The sequence below is a fragment of the Helicobacter pylori genome (assembly GCF_011140715.1).
Lineage (GTDB): Bacteria > Campylobacterota > Campylobacteria > Campylobacterales > Helicobacteraceae > Helicobacter > Helicobacter pylori_DA.
Window position 1 is genome coordinate 15,325 of record NZ_SFZZ01000074.1, and the last position, 13,807, is coordinate 29,131.

28 protein-coding genes are annotated in these 13,807 nt (G+C 42.1%); 1 reads left to right on the forward strand and 27 read right to left on the reverse strand.

Annotated features, from left to right (window positions below; genetic code table 11):
* Window positions 1–3: 3 nt before the first annotated feature.
* The 27 genes from rpsD to rpsJ form a co-directional block, all read right to left on the reverse strand.
* Window positions 4–630: a 30S ribosomal protein S4 gene (gene rpsD, locus EWZ81_RS07135; RefSeq protein ID WP_000135247.1), complete on the reverse strand. Its 627-nt coding sequence runs from the start codon at window positions 628–630 to the stop codon at window positions 4–6.
* Between the two features lie 9 nt (window positions 631–639).
* The gene (gene rpsK, locus EWZ81_RS07140; protein WP_001129289.1) at window positions 640–1,035 is read right to left on the reverse strand and encodes a 30S ribosomal protein S11; all 396 of its coding nucleotides are present in this window, start codon (window positions 1,033–1,035) and stop codon (window positions 640–642) included.
* Between the two features lie 22 nt (window positions 1,036–1,057).
* Window positions 1,058–1,420 carry a 30S ribosomal protein S13 gene (rpsM, locus tag EWZ81_RS07145; RefSeq protein WP_000090803.1) on the reverse strand — a complete coding sequence of 121 codons (363 nt, stop codon included), beginning with the start codon at window positions 1,418–1,420 and terminating at the stop codon, window positions 1,058–1,060.
* A 3-nt stretch (window positions 1,421–1,423) separates the two neighbouring features.
* On the reverse strand, window positions 1,424–1,537 hold the full coding sequence (gene rpmJ, locus EWZ81_RS07150; protein WP_000868339.1) for a 50S ribosomal protein L36: 114 nt from the start codon (window positions 1,535–1,537) through the stop codon (window positions 1,424–1,426).
* 77 nt (window positions 1,538–1,614) lie between these two features.
* Complete coding sequence (gene infA / locus EWZ81_RS07155) at window positions 1,615–1,833, reverse strand: translation initiation factor IF-1 (RefSeq protein ID WP_000090248.1); 219 nt, start codon at window positions 1,831–1,833, stop codon at window positions 1,615–1,617.
* Complete coding sequence (map, locus tag EWZ81_RS07160) at window positions 1,833–2,594, reverse strand: type I methionyl aminopeptidase (RefSeq protein ID WP_001008092.1); 762 nt, start codon at window positions 2,592–2,594, stop codon at window positions 1,833–1,835. Before map ends, infA begins: the two co-directional genes overlap by 1 nt.
* A complete protein-coding gene (gene secY, locus EWZ81_RS07165) occupies window positions 2,594–3,856 on the reverse strand; it encodes a preprotein translocase subunit SecY (protein ID WP_001030186.1) in 1,263 nt (420 codons plus the stop codon). Before secY ends, map begins: the two co-directional genes overlap by 1 nt.
* A 34-nt stretch (window positions 3,857–3,890) precedes the next feature.
* Window positions 3,891–4,292, reverse strand: coding sequence for a 50S ribosomal protein L15 (gene rplO, locus EWZ81_RS07170; protein WP_000522172.1), 402 nt, complete (start codon window positions 4,290–4,292; stop codon window positions 3,891–3,893).
* 17 nt (window positions 4,293–4,309) lie between these two features.
* On the reverse strand, window positions 4,310–4,753 hold the full coding sequence (gene rpsE, locus EWZ81_RS07175; RefSeq protein ID WP_001860543.1) for a 30S ribosomal protein S5: 444 nt from the start codon (window positions 4,751–4,753) through the stop codon (window positions 4,310–4,312).
* Window positions 4,754–4,767: 14 nt separating this feature from the next.
* Entirely contained in the window at window positions 4,768–5,124 is a 357-nt protein-coding gene (gene rplR, locus EWZ81_RS07180; RefSeq protein WP_001922197.1) for a 50S ribosomal protein L18, read from the reverse strand.
* 13 nt (window positions 5,125–5,137) lie between these two features.
* Entirely contained in the window at window positions 5,138–5,674 is a 537-nt protein-coding gene (gene rplF, locus EWZ81_RS07185; protein ID WP_000086593.1) for a 50S ribosomal protein L6, read from the reverse strand.
* A 10-nt stretch (window positions 5,675–5,684) separates the two neighbouring features.
* Window positions 5,685–6,080, reverse strand: coding sequence for a 30S ribosomal protein S8 (rpsH, locus tag EWZ81_RS07190; RefSeq protein ID WP_165549499.1), 396 nt, complete (start codon window positions 6,078–6,080; stop codon window positions 5,685–5,687).
* A 9-nt stretch (window positions 6,081–6,089) separates the two neighbouring features.
* On the reverse strand, window positions 6,090–6,275 hold the full coding sequence (locus tag EWZ81_RS07195; protein WP_165549500.1) for a type Z 30S ribosomal protein S14: 186 nt from the start codon (window positions 6,273–6,275) through the stop codon (window positions 6,090–6,092).
* 9 nt (window positions 6,276–6,284) lie between these two features.
* Window positions 6,285–6,830: a 50S ribosomal protein L5 gene (gene rplE / locus EWZ81_RS07200; RefSeq protein ID WP_000467388.1), complete on the reverse strand. Its 546-nt coding sequence runs from the start codon at window positions 6,828–6,830 to the stop codon at window positions 6,285–6,287.
* A 12-nt stretch (window positions 6,831–6,842) separates the two neighbouring features.
* Window positions 6,843–7,064, reverse strand: a complete 222-nt coding sequence (gene rplX, locus EWZ81_RS07205) for a 50S ribosomal protein L24 (protein WP_042630615.1) — start codon at window positions 7,062–7,064, stop codon at window positions 6,843–6,845.
* Window positions 7,064–7,432, reverse strand: coding sequence for a 50S ribosomal protein L14 (gene rplN, locus EWZ81_RS07210; protein ID WP_165549501.1), 369 nt, complete (start codon window positions 7,430–7,432; stop codon window positions 7,064–7,066). The genes rplX and rplN overlap by 1 nt, the downstream gene beginning before the upstream one ends.
* Window positions 7,433–7,434: 2 nt before the next feature.
* Complete coding sequence (rpsQ, locus tag EWZ81_RS07215) at window positions 7,435–7,695, reverse strand: 30S ribosomal protein S17 (protein WP_001092746.1); 261 nt, start codon at window positions 7,693–7,695, stop codon at window positions 7,435–7,437.
* Between the two features lie 14 nt (window positions 7,696–7,709).
* Window positions 7,710–7,910 carry a 50S ribosomal protein L29 gene (gene rpmC / locus EWZ81_RS07220; protein ID WP_000877895.1) on the reverse strand — a complete coding sequence of 67 codons (201 nt, stop codon included), beginning with the start codon at window positions 7,908–7,910 and terminating at the stop codon, window positions 7,710–7,712.
* Window positions 7,897–8,322 carry a 50S ribosomal protein L16 gene (gene rplP / locus EWZ81_RS07225; RefSeq protein ID WP_000928961.1) on the reverse strand — a complete coding sequence of 142 codons (426 nt, stop codon included), beginning with the start codon at window positions 8,320–8,322 and terminating at the stop codon, window positions 7,897–7,899. Before rplP ends, rpmC begins: the two co-directional genes overlap by 14 nt.
* A 2-nt stretch (window positions 8,323–8,324) precedes the next feature.
* A complete protein-coding gene (gene rpsC / locus EWZ81_RS07230; protein ID WP_000529972.1) occupies window positions 8,325–9,029 on the reverse strand; it encodes a 30S ribosomal protein S3 in 705 nt (234 codons plus the stop codon).
* A gap of 3 nt (window positions 9,030–9,032) precedes the next feature.
* Window positions 9,033–9,401 (reverse strand): 50S ribosomal protein L22, encoded by a 369-nt coding sequence (gene rplV / locus EWZ81_RS07235; RefSeq protein WP_000030375.1) that lies wholly within the window; start codon window positions 9,399–9,401, stop codon window positions 9,033–9,035.
* A 9-nt stretch (window positions 9,402–9,410) separates the two neighbouring features.
* Window positions 9,411–9,692, reverse strand: a complete 282-nt coding sequence (gene rpsS / locus EWZ81_RS07240; protein ID WP_000091385.1) for a 30S ribosomal protein S19 — start codon at window positions 9,690–9,692, stop codon at window positions 9,411–9,413.
* 11 nt (window positions 9,693–9,703) lie between these two features.
* Complete coding sequence (gene rplB, locus EWZ81_RS07245) at window positions 9,704–10,534, reverse strand: 50S ribosomal protein L2 (RefSeq protein WP_165549502.1); 831 nt, start codon at window positions 10,532–10,534, stop codon at window positions 9,704–9,706.
* Window positions 10,535–10,549: 15 nt separating this feature from the next.
* Window positions 10,550–10,831: a 50S ribosomal protein L23 gene (locus tag EWZ81_RS07250; protein ID WP_000763613.1), complete on the reverse strand. Its 282-nt coding sequence runs from the start codon at window positions 10,829–10,831 to the stop codon at window positions 10,550–10,552.
* A gap of 3 nt (window positions 10,832–10,834) precedes the next feature.
* On the reverse strand, window positions 10,835–11,482 hold the full coding sequence (gene rplD, locus EWZ81_RS07255) for a 50S ribosomal protein L4 (protein ID WP_000030143.1): 648 nt from the start codon (window positions 11,480–11,482) through the stop codon (window positions 10,835–10,837).
* 33 nt (window positions 11,483–11,515) lie between these two features.
* Entirely contained in the window at window positions 11,516–12,091 is a 576-nt protein-coding gene (rplC, locus tag EWZ81_RS07260) for a 50S ribosomal protein L3 (protein WP_000395323.1), read from the reverse strand.
* A gap of 36 nt (window positions 12,092–12,127) precedes the next feature.
* Window positions 12,128–12,442, reverse strand: coding sequence for a 30S ribosomal protein S10 (rpsJ, locus tag EWZ81_RS07265; RefSeq protein ID WP_000411561.1), 315 nt, complete (start codon window positions 12,440–12,442; stop codon window positions 12,128–12,130).
* A 208-nt stretch (window positions 12,443–12,650) separates the two neighbouring features.
* Here rpsJ and EWZ81_RS07270 point away from each other — a divergent pair, with 208 nt between their 5' ends.
* Window positions 12,651–13,736, forward strand: coding sequence for an ATP-binding protein (locus EWZ81_RS07270; protein ID WP_165549503.1), 1,086 nt, complete (start codon window positions 12,651–12,653; stop codon window positions 13,734–13,736).
* Window positions 13,737–13,807: the final 71 nt, after the last annotated feature.

Sequence of the window (13,807 nt, forward strand, 5' to 3'; positions counted from 1 at the left end):
CCCTTACTTAGAATACAATTCTACAATGAGTCTTTCTTCAATAGGGACAACCACTTCTTCTCTTTCAGGGTAGCGGGTGAAGATGCCGTATTTTTTATCTTTTTCCACATCAATCCATGGCACAATCCCTGTTTGAGCCGTCAATTCCATCGCACGCACCACTTGAGGGTTGCTCTTGGTTTTTTCTTTGATCTCAATTTTTTGCCCTGAACGCACGAAATAAGAGGGAATATCCAAACGCTTACCATCCACAAGCACATGCCCATGCGTTACCAATTGCCTAGCAGAGCTTCTAGTGGTCGCAAACCCCATGCGATAGACAACATTGTCCAATCTTCTTTCAATCAAACGGATAAGGTTTTCACCTGTATTGCCGTCCAAGCGATTGGCTTCCACAAAAATACTCCTGAATTGCTTTTCAGAAATGCCATACATCATTTTGGCTTTTTGCTTTTCTTTCAATTGCAACCCGTAATCAGAAGTCTTAGCGCGCCTTTGCCCATGCTGGCCTGGTCCATAAGCCCTTTTATCTAGCGCGCTCTTCCCGCTCAATCGCCTTTCACCTTTTAAAGCTAAAGAAACCCCAAAACGCCTTTCTAGTCTTTCTACTGCGCCTCTATATCTTGCCATAAAGCCTCCTTACACTCTTCTTCTTTTAGGGGGTCTGCAACCATTATGAGGGAGCGGGGTGATGTCTTTAATCCAAAGCACTTTAACGCCCTCTGTCGCGCCCACGCTCTTAATAGCGGTCTCACGCCCACTACCTGGCCCTTGAACCTTAATGCCCACCTCTTTAACGCCATGCTCTTTAGCCTTGCTTAGAGCGCTTTCTACAGCTTGTTGGGCCGCATAAGGGGTGGATTTTTTAGAGCCTTTAAACCCTAAACCACCCGCCGTGCTCCAGCAAATCACATTGCCCATTTCATCAGTGATCGTGATGTTGGTGTTGTTAAAGGTCGCTGAAATATAAACAACCCCTCTCGCAATATTCTTTTTGACTACTTTCTTTTTAGCCGTTACATTTCTCTTAGCCATTAAATCATCATCTCCTTATCCGCTACTTGCTACCCACGGTTTTTTTCTTACCCTTACGAGTCCTAGCGTTATTTTTAGTGGTTTGGCCTCTCACAGGAAGACCCTTACGATGCCTGATCCCACGATAATTCCCTAAGTCCATTAAGGATTTAATATCCATTTGAACTTTTTTACGCAAATCGCCCTCTACTAAGTAGCTTTGCTGGATTTTTTTAGCGATACTAGACACTTCATCTTCGTTCAATTCATGCACGCGTTTGTCAAAAGAAATGCCCACCGCTTCTAAAATCTCTCTGGAACTCTTAAGCCCAATCCCATAAATATAGGTAAGGGCATACTCTACTCTCTTCTTTTTTGGTAAATCCACACCAGCAATCCTTGCCATGCTTTATCCTTGTCTTTGTTTGTGTTTAGGGGTAGCGCAGATCACTCTAATAACGCCCCTTCTTTTAATAATTTTGCACTTATCGCACATCTTTTTCACTGATGGCCTGACTTTCATGATTTTTCTCCTTTGAAAAAATTAGGCACTACTAAAAACTTTTATACTAACATATTTTCATTGAAATAACCCTTAAATTATTTATATCTAAAAGTTATCCGACCTTTGTCTAAACTGTAGGGCGTAAGCTCTAGCTTGACCCTATCGCCTAAAGCAATCCTAATATAGTGCATGCGCATCTTTCCAGAAATACGGCACAACACCACATGCTTATTGTCTAACTCCACCTTAAAAGTGGCGTTAGGCAACGCCTCAATCACTTTCCCATCCACTTCTATAACATCATCTCTTGCCATTAACGCTCCGTAAGAATCACTGCTTTATTGCCAACTATGGCGATGGTATGCTCATGGTGGCTTGTGTTAAGCCCATCCACTGAAACCACGCTCCACTTATCCGCTAGTATTTTAGGCTCGCCTTGTTTTTGACACACCATAGGCTCTAAGCAAAATACCATGCCCTCTTTGATTTTAGGGCCGCTATTAGGTTTGACGCCTTTTTCTAGGTAGTTGGGGATTTCTGGCTCTTCATGGGGCTTTTTACCAATGCCATGCCCGCAAAATCCTTTCAAAGGCACAAAGCCCCTTTCTGTAATAGCGCCCTCTAAAATCCGACTCAACTCTTTAAAATGCATGCCCACTCTAATTGAATTAATAGCATGCATCAAGCTCTCTTTAGAGCAAGCGAGCAATTTTTCATCTTGTGGGCTTATCGCGCCTATGGGGAGAGTGATTGCCGAATCGCCATAATAACCATCCACCTCCACCCCCAAATCCAAGCCTATAATATCCCCTTCTTGTAAAACATAATCCGTAGGAATGCCATGAATGACCACCTCATTTAAGGACATGCACACAGAATTAGGGAATCCATATAGCCCCTTAAAAGCAGGCCTAGCATGAGAGGATTTGATAAAATCTTCAGCCATTTTATCCAGCTCTAAAAGTGAAACCCCAGGCCTTACTTCTCGCTCTAAAAGGGCTAACGCTTGAGCGGTCAATTCCCCGGCTTTTCTTAGGGCTTTGATTTCTTTTAGACTTTTAATAGAGATCGCCATTAAAAGCCTACCGCGCTTAAAGTTTTATACTTGCTCATATAAATTTGCGCTTCAATCTTTTTCATGGTGTCAATAGCGACTTGAACCACAATCAGCACCGCCGTGCCTCCAAAGTAAAAAGGCACGCCCATAGCCTTAACCAAAATCCAAGGTACGGTAGAAATGAGCGCTAAATACAACGAACCCCACAAAGTGAGTTTGCTCGCTACAGCATTCAAAAACGATGAAGTCCCTTCTCCAGGCCTAAGGCCTGGAATATACCCGCCATTACGCCTCAAATTATCCGCAATATCCTTAGAATTGAACACAATAGAAGAATAAAAGTAAGCAAAAAAGATGATGAGCAAGAACATCAAAATATTATACGCATACCCTTGCGGGCTTAAAAAATCCGCAACCGCTTGCAAGGTTTTGTTGCTTGTGGCTTGCTGTAAGATCGTAGAAGGGAACACGAGCAGAGCTGAAGCGAAAATGGGGGGGATCACCCCGCTTAAATTCAACTTAATAGGAATGTAATTCATGATGCGTTTGTTTTGGTTTTGCATCACCACTTTACGCGCATAAGAAATAGGGATCCTGCGCTCAGCCAATTCCACATAGATGATCGCAAAAATCGTCGCCAAAACAATCAGCACAATACCAATGAGCATTAAGATATTGATCACGCCTGTATTGACCAGATTGAATGTGCCTGAAATAGCTGATGGGATCCCTGAAACAATCCCGGCAAAAATAATAAGGCTAATCCCATTCCCCACGCCCCTTTGCGTGATTTGCTCCCCTATCCACATGAGCAACATCGTCCCTGTAAGCATAGAAAACGCTGAAACGATCATAAAGACTTGCATATCAATCATGATCGCTCCATTGGCTCCTCCACTAATACTCCTTAAGCCCACTGAAACGCTCACCGCTTGGATTAGGGTGATTAAAATGGTCAAATAGCGCACAATTTGCATGTATTTTTGCATGCCGTCTCGCTCTTTTTTCATTTTAGCCAGGTTAGGGAAAGTCGCGCTCAAAAGCTCCATGATAATTGAAGAAGTGATATAGGGCATGATACCCAAAGAGATGATGCTCAAGCGAGAAACCGCATTCCCGCTAAACATGTTAAACAACCCCAAAGCGTTGTTGGAGTTGCTGTCAAAAAAAGCCTTGATCGCTGCTAAATCTACGCCAGGAATGGGGATATAAGCTAAGACTCTGTAGAGAAATAAAAAACCCAAAGTGATGAGTATCTTACTAGCAATAGCTTTATTCATAACTTATTCCTCTTAAATCAAGCTGATAGGGGCATTATTTCTGCCCGCTTGTTTTGATTCTCTCATCTTTAATTTTAGAAGCTAGGTTTTTAGCGTCTTTACCGATCAATTTCACGCCTTCAATATAAAGGGGGAAATGGTGTAAAGTGCGCAAACTTGAAAAAGTGATTTCTTCTAAATTTTTAATCGCTTCATTCTTTTCCACATTGATAGAATAGATATGAGAATCTTTAGTCCTAAAACCTATTTTAGGCAAACGGCGTTGTAAGGGTTGCTGCCCTCCTTCAAAGCCTCTTTTAGCCTTATAGCCTGTCCTTGCAGTTTGGCCTTTACCGCCCCTTGTAGCGGTTTTTCCCATGCCGCTTCCTTGACCACGGCCCACTCGTTTGATTTTTTTAACGCTACCTTTAGCCGGTTTTAAATTTTCTAATCCCATTACAATATCCTTTTTAACTACGCCTTGATTTTCGCTAGAGCGTCAAAAGTCGCGCGCACCACATTATAGGGGTTGTTAGAGCCTAAAGATTTGGTCAGAATATCCTTAATGCCTGCTAATTCCACGATAGGGCGCGTTGAACCCCCAGCAATCACTCCCGTTCCCTCGCTTGCCGGTTTGAGTAAAATACGGCTTGCGTTGTATTTATGCTCAATGTCATGAGCGATAGTCGTGCCTTTGATCGTTACATGAATCAAGTTTTTAAACGCATCATCTACCGCTTTTTTAATCGCATCAGGGACTTCCTTAGCCTTGCCCAAACCAAAGCCTACAAGCCCATTTTTATTGCCCACAACCACTAAAGCGTTAAAACGAAACCGCCTACCGCCCTTAACCACTTTGGTTACACGGCCAATATTCACAACGACTTCTTGAAACTCTTCTCTGTTAATCTCTTCCATACCTTTCCTTTCTGTCATAGAGCGATCCCATTCTCTCTCAAGCTTTCAGCAAACGCTGCCACCACGCCATGATAGAGATAGCCATTCCTGTCATAAACCACCCGCTCAATCCCTGCTTTTTTCAATTCTTCAGCAAAGAGAGCGCCTAATTTTTTAGCGTCTTCTTGCGTGTTTTTAAAGCCCATTTTCCTGCCATCAATATGCGTTATGGTGCTTTGTTTAATATCATCAATCGCTTGCGCATAGAAATAGCGATTCGAACGAAAAACGCTCACCCTAGGCCTTAATTTATCGCCCAAAAGTTTGCTTTTAATCCTTAATTTTCGGCGATCCCTTAAGGCTTTCTTTTTATACAATGCTTTTGCGTTCATCACTCCACCTTATTTATTTTTTAGCTGTCTTACCAGCTTTTCTAATAATGACTTCATTGCTGTATTTCACGCCCTTACCCTTGTATGGCTCTGGGGGTCTGAAGCTCCTGATTTCAGCGGCGACTTGCCCTACTTTTTGCTTATCGCTCCCTTTGATAGTGATCGTGTTTTTTTCCACCACCATTTCAATCCCTGCTGGAATGGGGTATTTCACCGGGTGACTAAAACCCAAACTCAAATCCAAAGTTTTATTGCCCAAAGCCACCTTATAGCCCACGCCATTGACTTCTAAAGTCTTACTAAAGCCGGTGCTTAAGCCTATTACAATGTTGTTGGCTAACGCCCCATAAGTCCCCCAATAAGCCCTAGACTGCGCGTCTTCGCCCACAGGCTGGAAACTCAATTGGTTGTTTTCAAGCGTGATTTTCACTCGGTTGTGAGTTTCTAACTCATGCTTTTCTTTGCTGTTTTTAAAAAGAAGCTTGCTCCCTTCAACGCTCGCTTGCACAGAGCTTGGAATTTCAATGATTCTTTTCCCAATTCTTGACATTTTCAATCCTTTACCAAATGCTGCAAAGCACTTCGCCACCGACATTTTGTCTGTAAGCTTCTTCGTTGGTGATCACCCCCTTAGAAGTGCTTACCACAATCACGCCATAGCCATTTTTAAAGCGCTTCAACTCGTTTTTTTGCTTATACACACGACAACCGGGCTTGCTTAAGCGTTTCACTTCGCTGATTTTTGAATGCCCTTTTTCATCATAAGCCAATTGCACATAAACCGATTGTTTCTTGTCTTTATCTTTGATATTGAAATCTTTAATGAAGCCTTTTTCTTTAAAAATCTCTAAAATAGAAACCACGATTTTTGCGTAATAAAGCTGTGTGAATTCTAAGCGGCGCATAGAAGCGTTTCTCAAACGAGTTAATGAATCTGCAATTATATCATTTACCATATCTTATCCTTACCAACTGGCTTTTCTCAAGCCTGGGATGAGTCCCTCACTGCCCATTTTTCTTAGGCACACCCTACAAAGTCCAAAATCCCTATAAACCGAATGAGGTCTCCCACAAATGCGGCATCTGGTATAAGCCCTTACTTGAAATTTTGGTTTCCTTTGAGCCTTTGCTAACATTGATTTTTTAGCCATATTAACCCCTTATCTCACTTTTGCAAAAGGCAATCCAAGCAATTCTAACAACTTGAACGCTTCTTTATCGTTGTCCGTAGAAGTTACCATAGTGATGTTCATGCCATGACTGACCATAATATCATCATAAACCACTTCCGGGAAAATCAATTGCTCATTGATCCCAAAGGTGTAATTCCCGCGCCCATCAAACCCATTCCGTGAAATCCCTCTAAAGTCTTTCACTCTGGGTAACGAAATCACAATCAGCTTTTCTAAGAAATTATACATGCGTTTATTCCTTAAGGTAACTTTCGCCCCTACCGCCATGCCTTCTCTGATCTTAAAACCCGCAACGGATTTTTTCGCTTTAGTGATAACCGCTTTTTGCCCTGCAATCAAAGAAATCGTTTGTGCGATATTTTGCATGATTTTCATGTCTTTTGCATGAGCCCCAGCGCCCACGCTGATAACGATTTTTTCTAGCTTGGGCAAAAGCATGGGGTTTTTGATGTCTAATTCTTGAGCGAGTTTTGTTCTCACTTCATTTTGATAAAATTGTTTCAAACCAAACATGTATCCAACTCCTTAGGCTTTCTTCACATTGGAAATGTGCATGGGCTTTTCTTTATGGATAAAGCCCCCTTTAGGGTTATCATCAGTAGGTTTAATCGCTTTTTTCACCACTTTACACCCTTCAACAACCACTTGAGAAGTCTTAGGCAACACCTCTAAAACCTTAGCGACCTTGCCCTTATCGTCTCCTGCAATGACTTTCACCATGTCATTTTTTTTGATTTCGCTTTTCATTATACAACCTCCGGCGCTAGAGAAATAATTTTCATGAAATTAGCGTAACGCACTTCTCGGCTCACTGGCCCAAAAATCCTTGTCCCAACAGGATCTTTTTTAGCGTCCAAAATCACTGCCGCGTTGTCATCAAAACGCACCAAAGAACCATTTTTCCTTTGGATTTCTTTTTTCGTTCTCACCACAACGGCTTTGACGACTTGACCGCGTTTCACCTTACCATTAGGGATAGCTTTTTTCACGGAAGCCACGATCACGCTACCCACGCTCGCATAGTGTTTATGGCTGCCTCCTAACACCTTAATACACATGATTTCTTTAGCGCCGCTATTGTCAGCGACATTCAATCTTGTAAAACTCTGTATCATGCTTATACTCCCACTACTAAAATTTCTTTAAGCGTGAAAGACTTGGTTTTAGAAAGCGGTCTGCACTCAATCGCGCTCACAAAATCCCCTACTTTCACCTGATTGTTTTCATCATGGATGGTGTATTTTTTGAACTTTTTAACAATCTTGCGGTATTTTTCATGCACCACTTTTCTTTCCACAAGAATCACAGCGCTTTTTTCAGCAAACTTGCTGATAACCTTGCCTTGCACTAGCCTTTTATGTGGCTCTTTCGTATTCATTGCTTACCCTTTTTTTACTCAACGCTAGAAGAATAATACGCGTTAATAGCCGTGTTAATGCGAGCGATATTCCTTCTAGCTTTCTTAATCTCGTTAGGATTACTCAATTGCATGGTCTTTAACTTAACGCGCAACTCAAAAAGCTCCGCCTTCTTAGCATGCAACAACTCTTCTAATTCCTTGATACTTTTATCTTTCAATTCAGTATATTTCATTTTCGCTCTCACAAGTTACAATTTTGGTTTTAAAAGGAAGTTTGCTCTGAGCTAACGCTAAAGCTTCTCTCGCTAGTCCTTCTTCAATGCCTAGCATTTCATAAACGATCCTGCCCGGCTTGATATTCATCACCCATTTTTCCACAGAGCCTTTACCTTTACCCATCCTCGTTTCTAAAGGTTTAGCGGTCAAAGGCTTATCGGGAAATACCCTAATCCACACCTTACCCGCTCTTTTAATGTGCCTTGTCATGGCCACCCTTGCGGATTCAATCTGGCGTGAATCGATCCTCCCATGCTCTATGGCTTTAATCGCAATATCCCCAAACGCAATAGAGTTACCACGATGGGCTTTCCCACGATTGCGCCCTTTCATTTGCTTTCTGTATTTTGTTCTTTTTGGCATTAACATGATTATTGCCTCCCTCTTCTGCTTCTTCTAGGCTCTCTTTCTTCTTTAGCCTCTTCTTTTTTCTCAAATTGGATGCCTTTTTGCAAAACTTCCCCTTTGAAAATCCACACTTTCACGCCAATAATACCATATACCGTCATCGCTTCAGCAAAGCCGTAATCAATCTTAGCCCTTAAGGTGTGTAAAGGCACGCGCCCTTCCATATACCATTCGGTGCGAGCGATTTCAGCCCCTGCTAAACGGCCAGAAACGCGCACCTTGATCCCTTTAGCGCCGGATTTTAACGCTGCTTGCATGACCTTTTTCATCGCGCGGCGGAAAGCGACCCTTTTTTCCAGCTGGGTGGCTACATTTTCTGCGGCTAATTGGGCGTCAGCTTGGGGGCGTTTGACTTCTTTAATATTAATGGAGACTTCTTTTTTGATGAGCGTTTTTAAGCCTTCTTTGACTTTTTCAATATCCACGCCTTTTTTACCAATGATAAGTCCTGGGCGAGCCGCTACGACCGTAACGCGCAGTTTTTTAGCCGCTCTTTCAATCACAATCTCGCTCACGCCGGCATAATAAAGCTCTTTTTTAAGGAATTTCCTAATCTTATTGTCTTCATCAATATTGCTTGGAGCGGTGCGAGCGCTAGGGAACCATCTGGAAGTCCAATTCCTATTAATACCTAATCTTAAACCTACCGGATTAACTTTTTGTCCCATGCCCTACTTACCTTCTGCTTGATTTTTTTTATGGCTTTTAGAAGATTTCATTTCTTTCCCTTCTGCTACTTCTACGAATACATGAGATGTTGGTTTTCTAATGGCTGTGGCTCTGCCTTTAGCCCTTGGAATGGAGCGCCTAAGCACAGGGCCAGCATCCACTCTGCAAGAAACAATTAGAGCGCTCTTGGCGTCTAAAGAGCCGTTAGCGACCGCAGAAGCCACCACTTTTGAAAGCACTCTAGCCGCTTTATTGGGCGTAAATTCCAAACTAGCGATCGCTAATTCAGCGTTCATGCCTTGAATCTGTCTTGCAATCAATCTGGCTTTAGTAGGAGATAACCGCACAAATCTTAATAACGCTTTACTCATTCTGCCCCCTTACTTGCCAATCTTTTTTTGGACACTGCCTTTGTGCCCTTTAAAAGTTCTTGTAGGAGCGAATTCCCCTAACTTATAACCCACATGGTTTTCTGTGATATACACAGGGACAAAAACCCTTCCGTTATGCACATTATAAGTAAAACCAATCATTTCAGGCAAAATGGTGCTTCTTCTAGACCATGTTTTAATCGGGCGGTTATCCTTGCCCTCTTTTGCCTTGAGCGTTTTTTTCATCAAGTGGTCGTCTATAAAAGGACCCTTTTTAATTGACCTAGACATTCTTTAACCCTTTATTTATGTTTCTTTCTGGAAATGATGAGCTTGTCGCTAGCTTTTTTCTTTCTAGTTTTATAGCCCTTAGCTGGAGTGCCCCAAGGCGATACAGGATGACCGCTTGTCCCTGTTTTACCCTCACCCCCACCATGCGGGTGATCCACTGGGTTCATCGCACTACCACGAGTTTGTGGGCGAATGCCTCTATGGCGGTTACGCCCTGCCTTACCGATAGAGACATTGACAAAATCCTCATTCCCTACCACGCCAACACTCGCCATGCATTCGCTTAAAATGTAGCGCATTTCAGAGCTTGGCATCCTAATAATGGTGTATTTATTTTCTCTACCCATGATTTGAGCGCTCATCCCAGCGCTTCTGGCTAATTGCCCGCCAGCCCCTGGATGCATTTCAATGTTATGCACCACCGTTCCTATAGGGATATTTTTTAACTTCATCGCAAAGCCCACTTTAATATCCAAACCGCCTTCAGCAGCGATAACGCTATCGCCCACTTTCAAACCGCTTGGCTGTAAAATATAGCGTTTGTCCCCATCAGGATAGACTACAAGAGCGATGCGCGCGTTTCTGTAAGGATCATATTCAATCGCAGCCACTTTCCCTTCAATATTGTATTTGTTGCGCTTGAAATCAATAATGCGATAGAGTTTTTTAGCCCCTCTCTCTTTGTGGCGGCTAGTGATTCGCCCGTTATTGTTTCTCCCTGCTGTTGCTTTAAGCTTAGTGAGTAAGCCTTTGACACTGCTTTTTGCGGTAATGTCTTTAGAGTCCAACACCGACATGAAGCGTCTGCTTGGGGTGTAGGGCTTATAAGTTTTAATCGCCATAACGCTTTCTCCTTTCTACGCGCCAAGGGCGGCAATGCTAGCGCCCTCTGGAACTTTCACATAAAATTTCTTAAACGACTTTCTTTGTCCAAGCTTCCCTCTAAAGCGTTTCACCTTACCCTCTTGTTTCAAAGAATTGATTTTCAAAGGCTCAAAGCCAAAGTAAGTTTTAAACACTTCTTTGAGCTGGTTTTTGGTTACATTTTGAGCCGTTTGAACCACTAAAACACCTTTTTCTTGCAATCCTAATGACTTTTCAGTGTAAAGAATTGACTTTATATCCATGATGTCTGCCATTTTTTACTCCTCTGTCTTATCTTGCACCACATGCTGAAACGCCGCTTCTTCCATCACCACAGAGCTAAACGCCGCCAAAAGATAAGCGTTTAACTCGCTCACATCAACAATAAGGCATTTTTTAAGGTTACTAAAGGCTAACTCGGTGTATTCGTCCATGTTCATGCACACAAACAAAGTGTCTCGTTGCTCCAAAGCCTGGAACATTTGATTGGCTTCTTTAGTCAAATGCTTTCTTTTGTTGTCTTCAACCACGCCTTTTATAGCGATTTTTTCCACTACAAAAAGCTTGTTCGCTTGCGCTTTTTCTTCTAAAGCGTATTCTAAAGCCAAGCGTTTTTGTTTTTTATTGATTTTAAGGTTGTAGTTGCGCTTATTCGTAGCCCCATGAGAGACACCCCCACCGACAAACACAGGCGAAGTGATGCTCCCTGCTCTGGCCCTTCCGCCCCCTTTTTGCGCCCAAGGCTTCCTGCCGCCCCCGCTCACTTCAGCGCGGTTTTTACTTTTAGCGGTATTAGCACGCGCAGAAGATAAATAATGTTTCACATAAAGATAGAGGTTATGGCTGTTAATGCCCTCATATCTTTTAGGTAACTCCACGCTACCCTTTTCTTTCAAATGGCTGTCTAAAACGATGGCCTTACTCATATCAAACCCTTTATATTATATTCATGTATGGCTTTATACCGCTCTAATGCGTCCATAAGCCCCAGAAAAGCCGGCCACTGAACCCTTTAGCACTAACACCATACTTTCTTTATCAAAAGAGAGCACCTCGTTTTGGCAAGTAACTAGCTCATTGCCATAATGCCCTGCCATTTTCCTACCCTTTTGCACTCTTCCTGGCCATTCTCTATTACCAATAGAACCAGGGCGGCGGTGGAATCGACTCCCATGCGCTGCAGGCCCGCCTTGGAAATTCCAACGCTTCATCACCCCCGCAAAGCCTCTTCCCTTCGTTTTAAAGCTCGCTTTAACCCTTTTAAGCGTTTCTAAAGCGCTCAAATCCAAATCGCCCAACTCTTGTTGTTGGGAAGCTTTTAAGGTAGCGAAATGGTTGAACTCTTTGCTGAGCTGGTATTTCTTTTGCTGGCCTTCAATCGCCTTATTGTGTTTTTTATGCATCGCATAGGCCACCAAAGCTTTCCCGTTTTCTAGCTGGCACACTTTCGCTTGCAAGACTTTAAGCAAGGTTACAGGCGTGCTGTTAGCATCAATGGTGCGGCTCATGCCTATCTTTTGAACTAAAAATTCCATATCTAACCCTTATTTTATTATCTCAATGCGTTAGGACTACTTCGTTTCCATAGAAGTTACTTCTACATCCACTTCAGGAGCTAAGTCCAACTTCATCAAGCTATCCACGGTTTCTGGGGTGGCCGAGATAATATCAATCAACCGGCTATAAACCCTAATCTCAAACTGCTCTCTTGAATCCTTATTGACATGCGGGGAGCGTAAAACGGTGTAACGCTTATTCTTAGTCGGTAAAGGGATAGGCCCTCTAATTTCAGAACCTGAGCGCTTTACGGCCTCCACGATAGCCACAACAGAGCGATCCAACACTCTATGGTCATAAGCTTTGAGCTTCAACCTGATTTTTTCCATAAACTCTCCTAAAAGAACTCGTTTCATTCGTTACTCAAAACAGAATAAAACAATAAAATAAAAACTGAAATACTACTCAAAATGCGCCATTTAGTCAATAACTTTTGCTATTTTTAGGGCTTTTTAGAGATTTTTACTTCCTTTTTATAAGGAAATAGAAAAAATGCGCTACGATTATCTTAATCCAATCCCCTTTGTAAGGAAGTTCATGCCTCTTTCTTGCTTACACCCTTTTGGGCCTTTTGAAACCCCTAAAGAGCCGGCTTTAAACAACCCGCTTTTAAAGGCGCCTTCAAGCGATAAAATCTGTCTTTTAGGGCCGATGAAATCCGGTAAAACCACTTTCGCTCTCAAACTAGCGAAGGATTTTAAAAACCCTGTGTATCTCAATTACAACGACATGCGTTTGAACCAAAACATTCTAAGCTCATGGCTTTTAAAATGGCATTTGGAAAAGAAAATGGATTTGCTCATTTTAGATCATATTGACCGCCTAGATTTCAGCCTGCCAAAGCTTCCTAAAATCGTTCTTATCCCTAATTATTTAAGCCCCATAACAGCGCCAGATTGCAGCTTGTGCTATGCGTTAGGGTTGAATTTTAAAGAATATACTAGCTTTTTCAAACCTAACACCCCTAAAAACACCCTGTTTAACCGCTTTTTAAAAGACGGCAACGCTTTAGATTCGCTTTTTGTAGAAAACGAGCAAGAAAAAATCCTAAAAAAACAAGAAAATATCAAACTAGCCTTTCAAACTTACGCCCCCTTAATGGCTAAAATCTGCGCGCATCAGTCTAAATTTGTGAGCGCTTTTTATCTTTATACGCAATTCAAAAAAGAACTGAAAACTTCTAAAGACACCCTTTATAAATTTTTACATGCGCTAGAAAAACAACGCATCCTTTTTTTAGTCCCTGATTTTGAAAATCATAAAACCAAATTGTATTTGTGCGATTTTGCCTTGCCTTATAGCCTAACTCCCAGCCCCTCGCTTTTAAGCGTTTTTGAAAACATGGTTTTTTTAGAGCTTTACAAGCAATTCCCAAATTACGAGCTTTACTCCCATGACAACGGGATTTTTATCTTGCGAAATCCTACCAGCAAGCTCGCCCTCATCGCCCACGCTTTCCCCACGCCCCATTTTTTAGAAAAACAGCTTCTATGGTGCCATGAACATGGGTTTTTAAATATCGTGGTGGTTTCTATCAACGCCCCTATTTCAGCCAATAATCCCCCCTACAAACACCTTAATTTCATTGATTTTTCTTTGGATATTCAATCTATTTTGGTATAATAACTAATTGTATTTATGTATTTATGTATTTATGTATTTATGTATTTATGTATTTATGTATTTATGTATTT

What these genes read in the sequence shown, in the direction of transcription:
- rplX (WP_042630615.1), bottom strand. Translation starts at nt 7,064, where the DNA reads ATGAAAAGCGAAATCAAAAAAAATGACATGGTGAAAGTCATTGCAGGA.
- rplF (WP_000086593.1), bottom strand. Translation starts at nt 5,674, where the DNA reads ATGTCAAGAATTGGGAAAAGAATCATTGAAATTCCAAGCTCTGTGCAA.
- rpsQ (WP_001092746.1), bottom strand. Translation starts at nt 7,695, where the DNA reads ATGAATACGAAAGAGCCACATAAAAGGCTAGTGCAAGGCAAGGTTATC.
- EWZ81_RS07250 (WP_000763613.1), bottom strand. Translation starts at nt 10,831, where the DNA reads ATGGCAGACATCATGGATATAAAGTCAATTCTTTACACTGAAAAGTCA.
- infA (WP_000090248.1), bottom strand. Translation starts at nt 1,833, where the DNA reads ATGGCAAGAGATGATGTTATAGAAGTGGATGGGAAAGTGATTGAGGCG.
- EWZ81_RS07195 (WP_165549500.1), bottom strand. Translation starts at nt 6,275, where the DNA reads ATGGCTAAAAAATCAATGTTAGCAAAGGCTCAAAGGAAACCAAAATTT.
- rplE (WP_000467388.1), bottom strand. Translation starts at nt 6,830, where the DNA reads ATGTTTGGTTTGAAACAATTTTATCAAAATGAAGTGAGAACAAAACTC.
- rpmC (WP_000877895.1), bottom strand. Translation starts at nt 7,910, where the DNA reads ATGAAATATACTGAATTGAAAGATAAAAGTATCAAGGAATTAGAAGAG.
- rpsE (WP_001860543.1), bottom strand. Translation starts at nt 4,753, where the DNA reads ATGGAAGAGATTAACAGAGAAGAGTTTCAAGAAGTCGTTGTGAATATT.
- rpmJ (WP_000868339.1), bottom strand. Translation starts at nt 1,537, where the DNA reads ATGAAAGTCAGGCCATCAGTGAAAAAGATGTGCGATAAGTGCAAAATT.
- rpsH (WP_165549499.1), bottom strand. Translation starts at nt 6,080, where the DNA reads ATGGTAAATGATATAATTGCAGATTCATTAACTCGTTTGAGAAACGCT.
- rplB (WP_165549502.1), bottom strand. Translation starts at nt 10,534, where the DNA reads ATGGCGATTAAAACTTATAAGCCCTACACCCCAAGCAGACGCTTCATG.
- rplP (WP_000928961.1), bottom strand. Translation starts at nt 8,322, where the DNA reads ATGTTAATGCCAAAAAGAACAAAATACAGAAAGCAAATGAAAGGGCGC.
- rplV (WP_000030375.1), bottom strand. Translation starts at nt 9,401, where the DNA reads ATGAGTAAAGCGTTATTAAGATTTGTGCGGTTATCTCCTACTAAAGCC.
- rplR (WP_001922197.1), bottom strand. Translation starts at nt 5,124, where the DNA reads ATGAACGCAAAAGCATTGTATAAAAAGAAAGCCTTAAGGGATCGCCGA.
- rplN (WP_165549501.1), bottom strand. Translation starts at nt 7,432, where the DNA reads ATGATACAGAGTTTTACAAGATTGAATGTCGCTGACAATAGCGGCGCT.
- rpsM (WP_000090803.1), bottom strand. Translation starts at nt 1,420, where the DNA reads ATGGCAAGGATTGCTGGTGTGGATTTACCAAAAAAGAAGAGAGTAGAG.
- rpsD (WP_000135247.1), bottom strand. Translation starts at nt 630, where the DNA reads ATGGCAAGATATAGAGGCGCAGTAGAAAGACTAGAAAGGCGTTTTGGG.
- rplO (WP_000522172.1), bottom strand. Translation starts at nt 4,292, where the DNA reads ATGGGATTAGAAAATTTAAAACCGGCTAAAGGTAGCGTTAAAAAAATC.
- rpsK (WP_001129289.1), bottom strand. Translation starts at nt 1,035, where the DNA reads ATGGCTAAGAGAAATGTAACGGCTAAAAAGAAAGTAGTCAAAAAGAAT.
- rpsJ (WP_000411561.1), bottom strand. Translation starts at nt 12,442, where the DNA reads ATGGAAAAAATCAGGTTGAAGCTCAAAGCTTATGACCATAGAGTGTTG.
- EWZ81_RS07270 (WP_165549503.1), top strand. Translation starts at nt 12,651, where the DNA reads ATGCCTCTTTCTTGCTTACACCCTTTTGGGCCTTTTGAAACCCCTAAA.
- rplD (WP_000030143.1), bottom strand. Translation starts at nt 11,482, where the DNA reads ATGAGTAAGGCCATCGTTTTAGACAGCCATTTGAAAGAAAAGGGTAGC.
- rpsS (WP_000091385.1), bottom strand. Translation starts at nt 9,692, where the DNA reads ATGTCTAGGTCAATTAAAAAGGGTCCTTTTATAGACGACCACTTGATG.
- rpsC (WP_000529972.1), bottom strand. Translation starts at nt 9,029, where the DNA reads ATGGGACAAAAAGTTAATCCGGTAGGTTTAAGATTAGGTATTAATAGG.
- secY (WP_001030186.1), bottom strand. Translation starts at nt 3,856, where the DNA reads ATGAATAAAGCTATTGCTAGTAAGATACTCATCACTTTGGGTTTTTTA.
- rplC (WP_000395323.1), bottom strand. Translation starts at nt 12,091, where the DNA reads ATGGAATTTTTAGTTCAAAAGATAGGCATGAGCCGCACCATTGATGCT.
- map (WP_001008092.1), bottom strand. Translation starts at nt 2,594, where the DNA reads ATGGCGATCTCTATTAAAAGTCTAAAAGAAATCAAAGCCCTAAGAAAA.